Origin of the sequence: Desulforhabdus amnigena, assembly GCF_027925305.1 — a bacterium.
In the GTDB taxonomy this organism is placed as follows: Bacteria; Desulfobacterota; Syntrophobacteria; order Syntrophobacterales; family Syntrophobacteraceae; genus Desulforhabdus; species Desulforhabdus amnigena.
Genome location: NZ_BSDR01000001.1, coordinates 1,489,687 through 1,504,840, shown reverse-complemented (window position 1 = coordinate 1,504,840; position 15,154 = coordinate 1,489,687). Strand labels below are relative to the sequence as shown.

14 protein-coding genes and 1 tRNA gene are annotated in these 15,154 nt (G+C 52.8%); 12 read left to right on the top strand and 3 right to left on the bottom strand.

Features of this window, described 5'->3' with window-relative positions:
• Positions 1–110: 110 nt before the first annotated feature.
• From QMG16_RS06460 to selB, 3 genes are all read right to left on the bottom strand, one after another.
• Positions 111–602: a DUF1285 domain-containing protein gene (locus tag QMG16_RS06460; RefSeq protein ID WP_281793123.1), complete on the bottom strand. Its 492-nt coding sequence runs from the start codon at positions 600–602 to the stop codon at positions 111–113.
• Positions 603–705: 103 nt separating this feature from the next.
• Positions 706–996 carry a Dabb family protein gene (locus QMG16_RS06455; protein WP_281793121.1) on the bottom strand — a complete coding sequence of 97 codons (291 nt, stop codon included), beginning with the start codon at positions 994–996 and terminating at the stop codon, positions 706–708.
• A 48-nt stretch (positions 997–1,044) separates the two neighbouring features.
• Positions 1,045–2,979: a selenocysteine-specific translation elongation factor gene (gene selB, locus QMG16_RS06450; protein WP_281793119.1), complete on the bottom strand. Its 1,935-nt coding sequence runs from the start codon at positions 2,977–2,979 to the stop codon at positions 1,045–1,047.
• 237 nt (positions 2,980–3,216) lie between these two features.
• Between selB and QMG16_RS06445 the strand changes: the two genes are divergently transcribed.
• The 12 genes from QMG16_RS06445 to QMG16_RS06390 all read left to right on the top strand — a co-directional run bounded on the left by QMG16_RS06445 (position 3,217) and on the right by QMG16_RS06390 (position 15,104).
• On the top strand, positions 3,217–4,401 hold the full coding sequence (locus tag QMG16_RS06445; protein WP_281793118.1) for an aminotransferase class I/II-fold pyridoxal phosphate-dependent enzyme: 1,185 nt from the start codon (positions 3,217–3,219) through the stop codon (positions 4,399–4,401).
• Positions 4,402–4,464: 63 nt separating this feature from the next.
• A complete protein-coding gene (locus tag QMG16_RS06440) occupies positions 4,465–5,787 on the top strand; it encodes a homoserine dehydrogenase (RefSeq protein WP_281793117.1) in 1,323 nt (440 codons plus the stop codon).
• Between the two features lie 174 nt (positions 5,788–5,961).
• Positions 5,962–7,194 carry a cofactor-independent phosphoglycerate mutase gene (locus tag QMG16_RS06435; protein ID WP_281793116.1) on the top strand — a complete coding sequence of 411 codons (1,233 nt, stop codon included), beginning with the start codon at positions 5,962–5,964 and terminating at the stop codon, positions 7,192–7,194.
• A 72-nt stretch (positions 7,195–7,266) separates the two neighbouring features.
• Positions 7,267–7,656, top strand: a complete 390-nt coding sequence (locus tag QMG16_RS06430) for an acyl-CoA thioesterase (RefSeq protein WP_281793115.1) — start codon at positions 7,267–7,269, stop codon at positions 7,654–7,656.
• Between the two features lie 295 nt (positions 7,657–7,951).
• Positions 7,952–8,713: a 1-(5-phosphoribosyl)-5-[(5-phosphoribosylamino)methylideneamino]imidazole-4-carboxamide isomerase gene (gene hisA / locus QMG16_RS06425; RefSeq protein WP_373878715.1), complete on the top strand. Its 762-nt coding sequence runs from the start codon at positions 7,952–7,954 to the stop codon at positions 8,711–8,713.
• Positions 8,714–8,722: 9 nt separating this feature from the next.
• Entirely contained in the window at positions 8,723–9,169 is a 447-nt protein-coding gene (locus QMG16_RS06420; protein WP_281793111.1) for a GatB/YqeY domain-containing protein, read from the top strand.
• A 328-nt stretch (positions 9,170–9,497) separates the two neighbouring features.
• Complete coding sequence (gene dnaG, locus QMG16_RS06415) at positions 9,498–11,297, top strand: DNA primase (protein WP_309298877.1); 1,800 nt, start codon at positions 9,498–9,500, stop codon at positions 11,295–11,297.
• Positions 11,298–11,333: 36 nt separating this feature from the next.
• Positions 11,334–13,133: an RNA polymerase sigma factor RpoD gene (gene rpoD, locus QMG16_RS06410; protein WP_309298876.1), complete on the top strand. Its 1,800-nt coding sequence runs from the start codon at positions 11,334–11,336 to the stop codon at positions 13,131–13,133.
• 95 nt (positions 13,134–13,228) lie between these two features.
• Positions 13,229–13,549: a phage integrase N-terminal SAM-like domain-containing protein gene (locus tag QMG16_RS06405; protein WP_373878660.1), complete on the top strand. Its 321-nt coding sequence runs from the start codon at positions 13,229–13,231 to the stop codon at positions 13,547–13,549.
• 44 nt (positions 13,550–13,593) lie between these two features.
• Positions 13,594–13,899 (top strand): tyrosine-type recombinase/integrase, encoded by a 306-nt coding sequence (locus QMG16_RS06400; protein ID WP_281793108.1) that lies wholly within the window; start codon positions 13,594–13,596, stop codon positions 13,897–13,899.
• 105 nt (positions 13,900–14,004) lie between these two features.
• Positions 14,005–14,077 (top strand) — tRNA-Ile (locus QMG16_RS06395).
• A 211-nt stretch (positions 14,078–14,288) separates the two neighbouring features.
• Complete coding sequence (locus tag QMG16_RS06390; protein WP_281793107.1) at positions 14,289–15,104, top strand: Nif3-like dinuclear metal center hexameric protein; 816 nt, start codon at positions 14,289–14,291, stop codon at positions 15,102–15,104.
• Positions 15,105–15,154 lie beyond the last annotated feature (50 nt).

Sequence of the window (15,154 nt, the reverse complement as noted above, 5' to 3'; positions counted from 1 at the left end):
ACCTGCTTCGATTTCGATGAAAATGTGATGGATGTGAATCTTTTTGTAGGTGTCTTGACCGGTTATGGCTGTGGGGGAAATTCTTGAGAAAGAGAAGGGCGCAGGGGAAGTCAGGCGGGGGCTCCCTTTTCTGATTCCTTCTCGATGTTGTAACGGCGGCCGGCGATGACAAAGTAGAATTCTTCCCCGTTTTCGTCCATCTGCAAGTATTGCGTCAATTCGTAATAAGCCAGCTTTCCGAAGCGTGCTTTCAACCGCCGGGGAGTGGCGAGGCAGTAGAGCGCCTGGTTTTGTACGACCGTTAGGGTTTCTCCGTCCAGAAGTTCCCGTCGCCCGTCTTCCAGTTCTATTTCCACGTGCTGAAGATCACCCTTCGAGTTCGTTTTCACGTGGACGCAATGCACCCAGAGCGGTGCATCCGCCACCTGGACCGGATGCACCTCGCCTTCGCAGCGAATGAAATAGTTGCCTCCTTCCATAAAAATAGAACGGCTCAATATGCGAACGAGTTCCTGCTCGGTAACCGGGTTTCCTTCGCAGGTCCAGTTTCCAAAAGCGTCGATGGCATAGTGATAGATGTGTTGCGGATCCTGGTTGCTCATGTGGATTGAGGCTGCTCCTTGCTGTGCATGGGGGGAATCCCTCTCCTCCTGGAAGGGAGAGGGATTTTGTGGACGCAACACCCCCGAAGGGAAAAGAGTTTGACTAGTATTCGAAATCCACGGCCAGGATGCTGTCGCAGAGCGCTTTCACTTTACCGATGACTGCAACGTGCTCGGGGTGTACCTGGTAGCGTTTCATGGATTCTAAATCATCGAAGGCCGACACCAATGCAAAATCGTAAGACCTTTCAGAATGAACGATGTCCCGCCCAAATTCATATCCCTTTATTTCCGAAATCATTCCAGGAAGTTTGCTCAGGCCCTTTTCCAGGTCGACAATGTCTGCATCTGCGGCATCTTTCTTGAACTTCATAAAAACGACGTGTTTGAGCATTGCTGTTGTCTCCTTATTCTCTTGAAGAGTGACATGGCGTGGTTCATTCTACGACCCGGACCCTGCCTTGCTTTCGCGAAGTTTTCGCACGTCACCGATACGGATGGTCACTTTTTGCGTGTCGAAATATTCCAATAAAGGAATCGTGTATTTTCGGCTGACCTGGGTCATCTCCTTGAATTGGGGAGTCGAAATTTCCCCCTTTTCCTTGAGGAAAGCTGTAAGACGGCTCTGGAGATCATTCAGTGCAGCGATATGAAAATACAGATCCTCTTTGGTCTTTACAAGGATCCCCTGCGAAAGCATCCACTGAAGGACATCCTGGTGCTGACGCGGGGTGCCGGGCAGTTTTTCTGCAACATCTTTAAAGAAAGGCGGTTGGAGCCCACCGTCGAGAAAGGCTTTTTCGATCTTTTCCCGTATGACTTTTTCTTCTTTGGTCAAATCGACTTTGTGCGAAGTCAACCGGACCCATTCCATTTCCTGTGTCACCAGTCCCTGCTCCGCCAGATGCCGCAGCACGAAATTGTAGAGTTTTACATCCACGGGTCTTGGGAGTTGCGCCGAAAGCTCCTCTTTGGGCATCCCGTTTTTCAAGGGGAACCGCCGGTGATATTCCGCTAAATGTTCCAAAATGGCCTGCTTGAGCTGATCCAGAGAATCGGGATGGAGCAGTCTTCGGTTCTCCTTGTCATAAAGGATGACCTGCTTCTGGCTGATAAACCGTTGGAGTGTCTTTTCCAGGAATTTCGGAGAGACATTTGCCCGCACCTGGAGTTCGCTCTCGCTCAGCCCGGTCCAACCGGAATCGAAAATATGCCAGAGGATGATGTCGGTTTCCTCGCCGGCCAGAAGAGTCTTGAGTGCAACAGCCGCTTCACGCTTTTCCTGACCTTTGTGTTTGCGGGGGAGGGGATGCAGGATCGTTCCGCCGCCGATGGTCTGGACGGGTGAGTACGACCTCAACACGAAGCGGTCTCCTCGGAGAGCAGCCACGGCCTGATCCAGGCGGATCTGGATGAATGCGCTTTCCCCTGCCGGCAATTCTTCCCTGTCCAGGAGAATCACCGTGCCGAGATGCTCGGCGGTTCCCGTGTGAAAACGCACTTTGGCTCTGTGCTTGAGGGGACGGGGTGCGCTCCTGAGAAGTTCCAGATAGACGTCGATCATGTGTGTGGCCACAAGTGATCCCGGTGTTGCCACAACGTCACCGCGCTGAATGATGGCGCGCTCTATGCCCTGAAGATTGATGGCGGTTCGCTGGCCGGGCAAGACTTCCTCCACCTCGAGGCTGTGCACCTGGAGGCCTCTTACCTTGGTCTTGTGACCCGGTGGGTAGATCATGACCGGATCTCCGATGTGGAGCTTTCCGGATGTGCTCGTGCCCGTGACGACGGTCCCGAAGCCCCGCATGGTAAAAACGCGGTCCACGGAAAGGCGGAAGGGTCCATCGGAGCTTCTCGGTTCGACCGTGGCGACGAGTTTTGTCAACTCTTGCTTGAGTTCTTCTATTCCTTCTCCCTTGACGGCCGAAACGCGAACGATTGGAGCCCCCTCGAGAAAAGTGCCCTTGAGAAACTGGGCCACATCCTCCTGGACCATTTCGATCCAGTCGGGGTCATCCACCAGGTCGGTTTTTGTGAGTACGACCAGGCCCTTCTTGACTCGAAGCAGTTGGCAGATTTCCATGTGTTCGCGCGTCTGAGGCATGACGCCTTCATCGGCTGCAATGACGAGGGCTACCAGATCCATGCCCGTGGCGCCGGCCACCATATGTTTTACGAAACGTTCGTGCCCGGGCACATCAACAATCCCCAGCCGATCTCCATTGGGCAGTTCCAGATGGGCGAAGCCCAGTTCAATGGTGATGCCTCTCAGTTTTTCTTCCTTGAGGCGATCCGTATCGATTCCCGTCAGAGCCTTGATGAGAGAGGTCTTTCCGTGGTCGATGTGACCTGCAGTGCCCAAGATTACTTGTTTCATCAGCTTGCCTTTTCACCTCTTGCTCTCGAATGAAAGTCGGTTGTCAGAACTGTACCAACTTAACAGAACGCTCCATATCAATTCAAGGCCTTTGCATGTACGGGGATTCCTTCCACCTGCTCAATTCATTATCCCTTTTTCTCCGGTTTGGGATATGCTTGTGCCAGAGTAAAATACTTTGACATCCACAGGTCTCTAATATACTTTTCTGAAGTTTAAATACAAGGGAGAGACGCTATGAGTTTCAATATCGCTCAGCACAGCAGAATGTATCGATTGCCGCCATATGTTTTTGCACAAGTCAACGCCCTCAAGATGGAACGCCGGAGAGCCGGCGAGGACATCATAGATCTGGGAATGGGGAACCCTGATCTGCCGACGCCGAAGCACATCATCGACAAGCTTGTGGAAGCGGCCCAAAAGCCCCACAATCACCGTTATTCCGCATCGCGTGGGATCACCAAGCTCCGTGAAGGGGTTTCCGAGTGGTACAAACGGCGCTATGACGTGGACATTGACCCTGAGAACGAGGCGGTGGTGACCATCGGGGCAAAAGAGGGATTATCCCACCTGGTCCTGGTCCTGGTGACTCCGGGGGACGTCGTCTTTTCGCCCAGTCCCACTTATCCCATTCATCCTTATTCTGCGATCATTGCGGGTGGGGATGTACGCTCGATTCCCATCGGTCCCGGCCGGAATTTTCTGGAAGACCTGCAGAACGCCATCAAACAGACCTGGCCGAAACCGAAGCTGCTCATCATTTCCTTTCCCCACAATCCGACAACCACTGTGGTGGACCTGGATTTTTTCCAAAAAATTGTCGATTTCGCCAAAGAAAACAACCTAATGGTAATCCACGACCTTGCCTATGCCGACCTCACATTTGACGGCTACAAGGCGCCCAGTTTCCTCCAGGTGCCTGGAGCGAAGGATGTGGGGGTGGAATTTTTCTCCATGTCCAAGAGCTACAGCATGGCGGGCTGGAGGGTCGGTTTCTGTGTGGGGAATGCCGAGATGGTTTCTGCACTCACCCGCATCAAGAGTTATCTCGACTACGGAGTGTTTCAGCCCATTCAGATTGCGGCCACGGTCGCTCTCAAGGGAGACCAATCCTGTGTCGACGAGATCGTTTCCATCTACAAGGCCCGGCGGGATGTGCTGGTCGATGGTTTAAACCGCATCGGCTGGCAGGTAGAAAAGCCCAAGGGAACTATGTTCTTGTGGGCTCGGATTCCCGAGGCGTTTCGTCACATGGGTTCTGTCGAATTTTCCAAGTATCTGATTGAAGAGGGAAAAGTGGCCGTTTCTCCCGGCCTCGGTTTTGGGGAATACGGGGACGAGTATGTGCGGTTTGCTCTGGTTGAAAATGAAATGCGAACCAAGCAGGCCATTCGAGGCCTTCGTCGGGCATTGCAGAAGTAACAGGCGGACATCGCTCTCTTCTGACATAACAATACAACAACTAACCATGGATTCGAGGGTGAGATGCGTGCCATTGGAATTGGATTGATTGGCTGGGGAACGGTAGGTTGCGGAGTCATCCAGACGCTTCGCGATAATGCGGAAGCGATAGAAAACCGCTTGGGCATCCCTCTCAAGCTCCTGAAGGTGGCGGATTTGGACCTGGATCGCCCCAGGCCGGTGGATGTTCCTCGTGAGTTGCTCACTACTCGGGTCGAAGACATCATGAACGACCCCGATATCCATATCGTGGTGGAGTTGATGGGCGGGCTTGGGGCCGCCAAGACCTTTATAAAGCAGGCTTTGGAGAACAAGAAGTACGTGGTGACTGCCAATAAGGCGCTTCTAGCCCACGATGGAAACGAGCTTTTCGAAGTGGCTCGCAGGAACGGACGTTCCATCGGTTTTGAAGCATCGGTGGGAGGGGGTATTCCCATCATCAAGTCTTTGCGGGAAGGCCTTGCGGGGAATCGCATCGATACGCTTTTCGGTATTCTAAACGGGACGGCCAACTATATCCTGACCCGCATGACGGAAGGTGGCCTCTCTTTTGGCGATGCCCTGAGAGAAGCTCAGGCCAAAGGGTATGCCGAAGCAGATCCGGCTCTGGATATCGAAGGGACGGATACCGCTCATAAATTGGCCATTGCCAGTGCCATTTCTTTTGGAACTCCCATTCAGTTCGATTCCGTTTACACGGAAGGGATCAGCGGCATTGCCCCCCTGGACGTACAGTTTGGTGAGGAATTCGGCTACTGCCTGAAGCTGCTCGCCATCGCTCGAAACACCGACGGCCGCATCGAAATGCGCGTTCATCCGACATTCATACCCAGGGACCACATACTGGCGGGGGTCAGTGGCGCATACAATGCCGTACATATCCATGGCAACTCTGTAGGAAACATCATGCTCTACGGCATGGGGGCCGGCATGCTGCCCACGGGCAGTGCGGTAGTTGCCGATCTCATGGACATTGCGCGGGATATTCTGGCAAACACTCCGGAACGGATTGCGCCGCTTGCTTTCCTGCCCGAGCGGTTGAGCTTGATTCCCATAAAGCCCATATCCGATATATCCACTTGCTACTACTTCCGTTTTTCAGCAGTGGATCGCCCGGGAGTTCTTTCGAAGATTTCCGGCATACTGGGGGCCAATGAGATCAGTATTTCCGCTGTTATCCAGAAGGGGCGGCAGACGGAAGGGTCGGTTCCCATCGTCATGGTGACTCATGAGGCGGTCGAGGCTAATGTTCGCAAGGCCTTGAAGGAAATCGACGAACTCAATGTCGTTCTGGCGCCGACTCAGACTATTCGTATCGAAAACCAGGAAACAACTCATCGGGACTAAAAGCCTATCCAAAAACCTTCTTCGCCAGCGGAAAATCCCCTCCCATCCCCCCTCCTCGAGGGGGGGTAAGCGGGGAGCAAAGCCCACAGGAGGTTTCCGGATAGGTTCTAAAAACAAACATGAATCCTCAGTGCGCGGGTATGCAACAATACGATGGAGTCGTTTGGAAGAAAAATGGATTGTAAATACATCATTCTGGTGGGTGACGGGATGGGGGACTACCCTCTCGATGAACTGGGAGGCAAGACCCCGTTGGAGGTGGCCCGGACTCCCAATATGGACCGGCTCATGCTGAAAGGGCGGGTGGGAATGGCTCAGACCGTGCCCGAGGGCATGGAACCGGGAAGCGACGTTGCCAATATGAGCCTGCTCGGTTATGATCCGAGCGTATACCATACGGGCCGTGCCCCTTTGGAAGCCGCCAGCATGGGCATTCATCTGGCCCCTCTCGATGTGGCGTTTCGTTGTAACCTGGTAACGCTTGAAAATGACGGAACCGGGATTTATAGAATGCTGGATTATTCCGCCGGCCATATTACTACGGAAGAGGCGCGCCAGCTCATCGCAGCTTTGCAAAAGGTGGTTGCCTCCGGTCCTCTGCATCTTTATCCCGGAGTGAGCTACCGCCATCTCCTGGTATGGCCGGGCGGTCGTGAGGATCTGGCCACGACTCCTCCTCACGATATTTCCGGTGAGCCCATCGCTGCATATCGGAAGGCGTATCTTTCTGAACCGGTTCTCCTGGAATTCATCGAGCAGGCGGCGGGCATACTGGTCGATCACCCGGTGAATCGCAAACGGGTGGCTGAAGGGAAGCGACCCGCCAATGCGGTGTGGCTGTGGGGACAGGGCAAGGCGCCATCCATGCCGAGCCTCAAAGAGAAGGCGGGACTTACCGGTGCAATGATTTCAGCCGTTGATCTTCTCAAGGGACTGGGCGTTTACGCCGGATTGGATCCCATTGCCGTTCCTGGAGCGACGGGATACCTGGACACCAATTACGCCGGTAAGGTGGATGCGGCTTTGAAGTCGCTCGAAACCGGTCAGTATGTCTATGTACATATTGAAGCTCCGGATGAAGCAAGCCACGAAGGAAGTCTTGCCAAAAAAATAGAAGCCATCGAGGCTTTCGACAAGAATGTGGTGGGACCAATAGTGGAAGGGGCCAGGGCATTTTCGAAGGTCAACCTTCTCGTCGTGACGGATCATCTCACTCCCATTTGCAAACGGACCCATGTGGCGGATCCCGTGCCGTTTTTGTTCGTGGAAGACTTGAACCATGCTGCGATTCAGAGCGGAACCGCCGATACGTTTTGTGAACGCACGGCCGAAGCGGCCGGCTGGCGCCTTTCGAGTGGCGTGGAACTTTTTGCACATTTTGTGGGTTTGGATTCGAAAAAATCATAGACCCGCAAGACACGGCAGTTGCATAAACCCGTGAAGCTGCTGTTTTCTCTTTTCATTTTGTCAAGGGCAGGAATGGTAAAAGCTCAGATCAGAGTCATCTATGGAGATACGGATGCCATGGGGCAGGCCTACTACGGCAACTATTTGAAGTGGTTTGAAGTGGGCCGTGCCGAGTGGTTTCGGGCGAGCGGCAAAAGCTACCGGGAGCTGGAAAGCGGCGGTGTTTATCTTCCCGTCGTGGAAGCCCACTGTTCCTATTTGAAACCTGCCTTTTATGACGATGTGATCACCATTGCCACGCGTTTTTCCTTTGCGGGTCCGGCGCGCCTGAAATTTGATTATGAAATTTCGAGAGACGGCGATGTGCTGACCCGTGGTTACACCGTGCATGTTTGTGTCAACAAGGACCGGAAGGTCCTGAAGCCTCCTGATTATCTAAAAATGCTGATTGAATCCGAGTAAAAGGCTCCTTGACGAAAGCGAATTCACGGGACTGCGGGCTGAAATCTTTGACCTTCGATGCCTGCGGGTTGCATGAACTGGGCTTTCCTCCGTCATCCGACTTTTTAACCTCTGGTACACCGCGGCAGAAGTCATCGTTTTGCCCGGCATGTTTTGGAGTTTCCCCTTTGAAGAGGGATAAAGGGGGATGTATGTTTGCATGCCCACTCCCCACGCCCCCCCTCGAGGGAGGAATGAAATCGTTCAAAGGGGTGAGAACTTCCGCCGCGGCGTATTGGTCTCCTACGGGTATGAAATGATTATATTTCCTGCAATCGACTTGAAGGACGGTCTCTGCGTTCGCCTCATGCAGGGTGATCCGGATCGTGCAACCGTATATGGACGTGATCCCGTTGCCGTTGCCCGCCGATGGGAAAGCGAAGGAGCCGAGTGGCTTCATGTGGTGGACCTGGACGGCGCTTTTTCCAAAACGCCCAAAAACCGCCAGATCATCGCCTCCATCGTAGGGTCGGTTTCCATCCCTGTTCAGGTGGGGGGAGGCATACGCAACCTGGAAACCATCAAGGAATATTTTTCTCTGGGTGTGGAAAGGGTGATCCTGGGGACAGCTGCTCTGCGGCAGCCCGAAATCCTCGAGAAGGCCTGCGGGCTCTATCCACACCGCATTGCTTTGGGAATCGACGCTCGCAACGGGCAGGTGGCAGTCGAAGGCTGGAAGGAAACGACGGGTACTGATGCCATTGCATTCGTTCAGCATTTTTCGAACCTGGATCTTGCGGCCGTTATCTATACGGACATTCACCGGGATGGAATGCAGTCCGGGGTCAATGTTGAGGCCACACGCCGCCTGTTGGAAGCGTCTCATGTGCCCGTCATTGCATCCGGGGGGGTGGCTACCCTGGCCGACGTGGAAGCCCTCTTCCCTTTGATTCCCCTGGGACTCATCGGCGTCATAACCGGGAGAGCCATTTACAATGGGACCCTCCAGTTGTCCGAGGCCATCTCCCGCGTTCGATCTCACATGGAACAGAGCGGTTCCAATACAAAAGGAAAATGAGGGGAGACCATGGAACTTTTGCAACGTATTGAACAGGGGCTCAAAGATGCGATGCGTGAAAAGGACGAGAACAAGCGCAATGCCATCCGCCTGTTGCTGACTGCCATCAAGAACAAGGAAAAGGAACTCAGACGTTCACCCGACGAAGGTGAGATTCAACAGCTCATCGTTTCTCAGATCAAGCAAAGGCGGGATTCCATAGAACAGTACGTCAAAGCGGGCCGGCAGGAACTGGCTGCCAGGGAAGAGGCGGAAATCGGGATTCTGCAGACCTTTCTTCCTGAAGCCCTATCGCCTGAGGAATTATCGAAACTCATCGATGAAGCCCTGGCTGAGGCAGGGGCTCAATCTGTAAAGGAAATGGGGAAGGTTATGAAGATACTGATGCCCAAGGTGGCGGGGCGCGCTGAGGGCAAACAGGTAAACGAGCTGGTGCGTCAGAAACTGCAGGGATGAACGGCGTCCGGCCTGCAAGGTTCATGGAAGCCGGAAAAACTGAGTGATGTCGTGAGCAGTGATCGCTCTGCAAACGTGCACGATAATGATTTTTGAGAATAAGGGCGGCGGGCTGTTTTTTCTCAAACGTTGGAAGAATACTTCAAAGAATATCGATGAAACACAAAGATCTCATTTTGTTTCTATTGATGCGCAGAATGAGTCCCTCCAAGGAAGTTAAAAAAAATCGCTTGATTTAAATGAGATGACCGGATAAAAATCAAAAGTTTGGCGTCGGCATTTTTGGGAATTCGATCATCTATTTTCCTTCAGGGAGTAGCCGTCTCAGGTGAATGTCTCGGATGTAGCCTCCTTGGTGAAACAAACTGTGGATATAGTTGATGTGGTCGGTCAGGTGGTTCCCTTGCGCCGAGTGGGTAACCGCCATGTGGGCCTTTGCCCTTTTCACAGGGAAAAGACCGCTTCATTCCATGTCGATGCGGAAAACCAACTCTACTATTGCTTCGGGTGCGGCAGTGGCGGAGATGTTTTGAGCTTTGTGATGCGGTATCAGAACATTCCTTTCGGTGATGCCCTCAAGTATCTCGCAGATCGATACAACATAACGCTTCCGGAAAAAGACGGCTCTTATGGCGCCTCCGGAGCGGCAATGGAAGCGGCGCGCAAGGAGCGGGAAAAACTCTATAAAATTTTGCGCATGGCTGCAGATTTTTTTTATCGACAACTGCACCACAGTTCTGCCGGAAAAGTAGCGAGAGACTATCTTCGAAAGCGGGCCTTGCCCGACGAGGTAGTGGAGGCCGAAAGGCTGGGTTATGCCGGTCCTGAGTGGGATGGGTTGCTGAGCCATTTGAAAAGTCTGGAAATGGATCCAGAAGCGGGGGTTGCGGCGGGACTCCTCGGAAGAAGCTCTAAAGATCCCAGTAGATTGTATGATCGATTCAGAAATCGTCTGATTTTTCCCATCGTGGATGATCAGGAGCGTGTAGTGGGGTTCGGGGGCAGGACGCTCTCAACGGATGTCGAAGGGGAACCCAAGTATCTGAACAGTCCCGAGACTGCCGTGTATCACAAAGGGCGCATGCTTTACCAGATTTCCAAAGCGCGCCAGGCATGCCGGCAGGTCAGGCAGGTGGTCCTGGTGGAAGGTTATATGGATTTGCTGGCCTTTCACGCTCAAGGCTTTTACCGGGTGGTGGCGACTCTCGGAACTGCCCTCACACCCCAACAGGTGCGCATTCTCGGGCGTCTTGCCGATGAAGTGATTCTAGCCTACGACGGAGATGAAGCCGGTGAGAGGGCCATGATGCGTGCGTTGCCCCTCTTCCTTCAGGAGGAGGTTTCTGTAAGTTGCATTCGCTTTCCCAATGGCATGGACCCGGACGATTTCCTCAAAAAAGAGGGGCTCGGCGGATTCGAAGCACTGGTTCGAGGCAGAAAAGATCTCGGCAGTTACACCATCCACAAAACCCTGGACATCTGGGATGGAAGCACGGCGGGAAAAACACGCATCGTATCGGAATTGCAACCCCTGTTTGCTGCGGTTCGCCAACCCATAATACGATCCGAATATTTGCGCCTCGTTGCGGACCGTCTATCTCTTTCGGAGGAAGTGATTCAGAGACAATGGATGCACAGTGCCCGGAATATGGTCAAACACCCTCGCACACCTCACAAAAAGGCCCCAATGCCAAACCTTCCTCAAACACAGTCTGTGGAAGAGAATATTCTACGTGTGATGATCCATCATCCCCATTTAATACAAGAGGTAGCAGCTTCGGATAGTGTTGCTTACTTTCAGGAAGGCAAACTGAAAGCCATCGCAGAGACTCTGATACAGTCCCCTTACCCTCCGCGGGGCGATTTCAACGCCGTGGGGATCTACGATGCATTGGCCGATTCCGAATCGAAGGAACTTTTCACGCGCCTTCTCCTTGAAGGGGGGGACATGAAGGAACCTCGTGTTCACTTGCAGGATTGGTTGGGGGCCATTTCTGAACGCAGGACGAAACAAGAGAGCCAGGACTTGAATGAAGCCCTTCGTCAGGCGGTTCAGGAGGGGGACGTATCCCGGATGAATGATATTTTAATGAGAATTCAAAATCTTAAATCGCCCAGGAAGGGTTAGAGATACATTCGATAACGTTTAGGGAGAGAGAAGCCGATGACGGAGAAGGAAATGAAGCAGAGACGCGATCCTGCTCTATCCAAGCCTGAGATGGATGATATCAAGCGTCTTATCACTGTGGGCAAGGAAAAAGGCTATTTGACATACGATGAAGTCAATGAAGCCTTGCCTGAAGAGCTGGTGTCTGCCGAAAAACTGGACGACATGATGATGATTTTCGATGAAATGGACATCGAAATTGTCGATTCGGAACAGCAGGTGCAGGTGGTGCGTGAAAATGCCGGAGCGGATTCGGATTCCCTCATGGATGGGGACGATGAGGAACTGCAGTTGGAGGCCGATGCAACGGCCCGGGTTACCGATCCTGTAAAGATGTATCTTCGGGAAATGGGGCAGGTCTGTTTGCTGACGCGTGAAGGGGAAGTGGAGATTGCAAAACGCATTGAAGCGGGCGAACGGGCCATCTTTAACGCCATCATGGAGTCTTCCATCGGCATCAAGGAGATCATGCGCCTGAAGACAAAACTCGAAGAAGACAGTATGCGCCTTCATGACGTGCTCCGTGAGGTGGATGAAGAAATTACGGAGGAGGAAGAGGCTACCCAGAAGGCGCGGGTCATCGGTATGCTGGAAGAAGTGCAGAGACTGGACGAAGCCAATAAGATCATGCAAACTAAGCTACTGAGCCAGAACCTCAGTGCGGAAGAAGATCTGGTCTTAAAGGAACAACTCCAGGTAAACAAAGAGAAAATTGTCAGCCTTCTCAAGGGACTCCAGCTCAGTAGACGCCATATAGATAGTATTATTAATAAGTTACATCAATGTTTGCACGATATCGATAAATCCGAAAAGGAATTGCAGGATTGTCTCCTGCGGTGTGGAAAACCGTTCCAGGAACTGAAGCCTCTCTACGATGCCGCGATGGAAAGCAGGGAGCAGTGTGCTCTTTGTGCCAGTTCCCTAGGGCTGTCGGCGGATGAATTCATGCGCCTGGCCTCTCGAGCGGTTACCGCAAAAGAGCGCATTACAGCGCGGGAAATGGAAGCCAAGCTCGATTCCAAATCCCTGCGGCAAATCCTTCGAAGGGTGGATGATGGGACGGTTCGGGCTAAGGTGGCCAAGAGCGAGCTCATTGAAGCCAACCTGCGCCTCGTGGTGAGCATTGCAAAAAAATATACCAATCGTGGTTTGCAATTCCTGGATCTTATTCAGGAGGGCAATATCGGCCTCATGAAAGCGGTGGACAAGTTCGAATATCAAAGGGGTTATAAATTCAGCACCTATGCCACCTGGTGGATTCGGCAGGCCATCACTCGCGCCATCGCAGATCAGGCCCGAACCATTCGCATTCCCGTGCACATGATCGAAACCATCAACAAACTCATTCGAACATCCCGCTACCTGGTGCAGGAGCTGGGACGGGAACCCACCCCTGAAGAAATAGCCGAAAAAATGGAATTCCCCGTGGACAAAGTCCGCAAGGTCCTGAAGATCGCCAAGGAACCCATCAGTCTTGAGACCCCCATTGGTGAAGAGGAAGACAGTCATTTGGGAGATTTCATCGAAGACAAGCGCGTAGCTTCACCGGTGGATGCGGTCATCAACCTGAACCTCAGTGAGCAGACGCGGAAAGCTCTGGCAACCCTCACTCCGCGAGAAGAAAAAGTTCTGCGTATGCGTTTCGGCATCGGGGAAAAAGCGGATCATACTCTGGAAGAAGTGGGGCAGGATTTTGCAGTCACCCGTGAGCGTATTCGCCAGATTGAAGCCAAGGCATTGAGGAAGTTGCGCCATCCGAGCCGCCGCAAAGAGCTCAAGAGCTTTATCGAAACCTGAGAGTACTTCTCTCTGGAATGCTTTCTCTCTCAATCCTTGTGAAGGAAGTGTGTCGGATTCTAAAACGGAAATTACTTGATGAAGTGCGGGAAATCATGCGTCTTCGCCATTACTCTATTCATACCGAGTGCGCATACTGCGATTGGATCAAGAGGTATGTGAAATATCACGGGATGACTTCCAGGAATGATCTGGAGGGAGGAGAGGCCAAAATCGAAGCCTTTCTGACTCATTTTGCAGTAAATACCCATGTTGCCCTGTCGACACAAAATCAGGCTGTGAACGCTCTGGGCTTTTTGTATAAGCAAGTGCTCAAGCAGATCACCATCGGTTCGGGCAAGGGCGGAAAGGACCGCATGACGACCTTTCCCGCTTCAATGGTTCCTTTGCTGGAAAATCACCTGTGGAGGGTATGAACACTGCACGAGCAGGATCTTTCACGGGGCTGCGGTAGGTGTATATGCCGTACATTTTGGCACGCAAGTACTCAAATGCAGCGAAGGAATGGGGCTGGCAATATGTATTTCCCGCCCGCGATCTCTCCACCGATCTGCGAACCGGTGTGGTACGACGGCACCATATCGATTTAAGCATCGTCAAAAAATCCATCAAGGTCGCGGCACACAGGGCAGGGCTGACCAGGCGGATCAGCGCGTACACCTCCCGGCACAGTTTTGCCACCCACTTGCTGCAGCGCGGCATCGATATGCGCATCATCCAAGCCCTATTGGACCAACAGGATGTATCGACGACGATGGCGCGATGAGTGAATTGTTTTCGGGCAGGCCGGTGGATGACCGTCATAAAATTAGCTTGACAAGGATCTGATGCTCTCTTTATATAAGGTTCGTTTAATGGATTGATTTTTTGAGGGCCCATAGCTCAGTTGGTAGAGCCACCGGCTCATAACCGGTAGGTCCCTGGTTCGAGGCCAGGTGGGCCCATATCGTGAAATAATGATGCTCATGATACACGTTAAATTCATTTTATCGAAAACATGTCAAATACCTTCGGCGGTTGAGAAAGGAAGGCCATCTCAAAGGGTGGCCAGGGGACGGAAAGCCTCAACTTTCGGAAGATACAGATGCTGAAAAAGATTATGGGGGTACTCCAGAAAAGGAGTACCCCCATAATCTTTTTGGGAGCAGGGTGATCATGGTGCAAGTGAAGGATGTCCTGAAATGGATCGATGCCCGAGCCCCTTTCCGCTATGCGGAATCGTGGGACAATTGCGGTCTGCAGGTGGGGGACCCTGAAGCTTCCGTGAAGCGGGTGCTCGTAGCATTGGACCCGAGTTCTCAGAGCTTTCAGGAGGCAGAGAATCTGGGTTGTCAATGCCTGGTGACCCACCATCCACTCCTTTTTCGCCCTCTGAGTGCCGTTCGTATGGACAGGTTTCCCGGTAATCTGGTGATAAGAGCATTGCAGAAAGGGATTCACGTCATTTCGGCCCACACGAACCTGGATTCGGCCCGGGAAGGAACAAATGAGCAGTGGGTAAGGCTTCTGTCGCTGAGATCTGTCGTGCCTCTCGAGAGTCAGTCCTCCTGGAGTGAAGAACCAACCTACGGCGGCATGGGGCGGGTGGGGAACCTGCCCGGGCCGGTTTCTCTCAAAACTTTTGCAGAGCAAATCCGGAATGCCCTGGGAGGGATCCCTATCAGGGTCGTTGGGGACCAAGGCACGCAGATACGGCGTGTTGCCCTTTGCACCGGCAGCGGCGGCAGCTTCATAGAGAAAGTGATTTCTGAAGGGGTGGAAGCGTATGTGACGGGGGACGTCAAGTATCATGAAGCTCAAAGAGCCGTAGAGAGCGGTTTGAACGTAATAGATGTGGGACATTTTGCATCGGAGCGACTGGTGGTCGGTCCCCTTGCGGATTACCTGAAGTTACAGGCAGACCGTGAAGGGACTCCGGTGGAAGTCCTCACGGCCTTTGCAGAGAGTGATCCTTTCTGGATACTCCAATAATCTTAGACAATGTTTCAGTGCCTGTGTCGGCCGACACTGTCATGTACGGT

Bases quoted from the DNA above. Each gene is read 5' to 3' on its own strand.
- QMG16_RS06440 (WP_281793117.1), top strand. From the start codon at position 4,465: ATGCGTGCCATTGGAATTGGATTGATTGGCTGGGGAACGGTAGGTTGC.
- QMG16_RS06400 (WP_281793108.1), top strand. From the start codon at position 13,594: ATGCCGTACATTTTGGCACGCAAGTACTCAAATGCAGCGAAGGAATGG.
- QMG16_RS06390 (WP_281793107.1), top strand. From the start codon at position 14,289: ATGGTGCAAGTGAAGGATGTCCTGAAATGGATCGATGCCCGAGCCCCT.
- rpoD (WP_309298876.1), top strand. From the start codon at position 11,334: ATGACGGAGAAGGAAATGAAGCAGAGACGCGATCCTGCTCTATCCAAG.
- hisA (WP_373878715.1), top strand. From the start codon at position 7,952: ATGATTATATTTCCTGCAATCGACTTGAAGGACGGTCTCTGCGTTCGC.
- QMG16_RS06405 (WP_373878660.1), top strand. From the start codon at position 13,229: ATGCGTCTTCGCCATTACTCTATTCATACCGAGTGCGCATACTGCGAT.
- selB (WP_281793119.1), bottom strand. From the start codon at position 2,979: ATGAAACAAGTAATCTTGGGCACTGCAGGTCACATCGACCACGGAAAG.
- QMG16_RS06435 (WP_281793116.1), top strand. From the start codon at position 5,962: ATGGATTGTAAATACATCATTCTGGTGGGTGACGGGATGGGGGACTAC.
- QMG16_RS06445 (WP_281793118.1), top strand. From the start codon at position 3,217: ATGAGTTTCAATATCGCTCAGCACAGCAGAATGTATCGATTGCCGCCA.
- QMG16_RS06430 (WP_281793115.1), top strand. From the start codon at position 7,267: ATGGTAAAAGCTCAGATCAGAGTCATCTATGGAGATACGGATGCCATG.
- QMG16_RS06455 (WP_281793121.1), bottom strand. From the start codon at position 996: ATGCTCAAACACGTCGTTTTTATGAAGTTCAAGAAAGATGCCGCAGAT.
- QMG16_RS06420 (WP_281793111.1), top strand. From the start codon at position 8,723: ATGGAACTTTTGCAACGTATTGAACAGGGGCTCAAAGATGCGATGCGT.
- QMG16_RS06460 (WP_281793123.1), bottom strand. From the start codon at position 602: ATGAGCAACCAGGATCCGCAACACATCTATCACTATGCCATCGACGCT.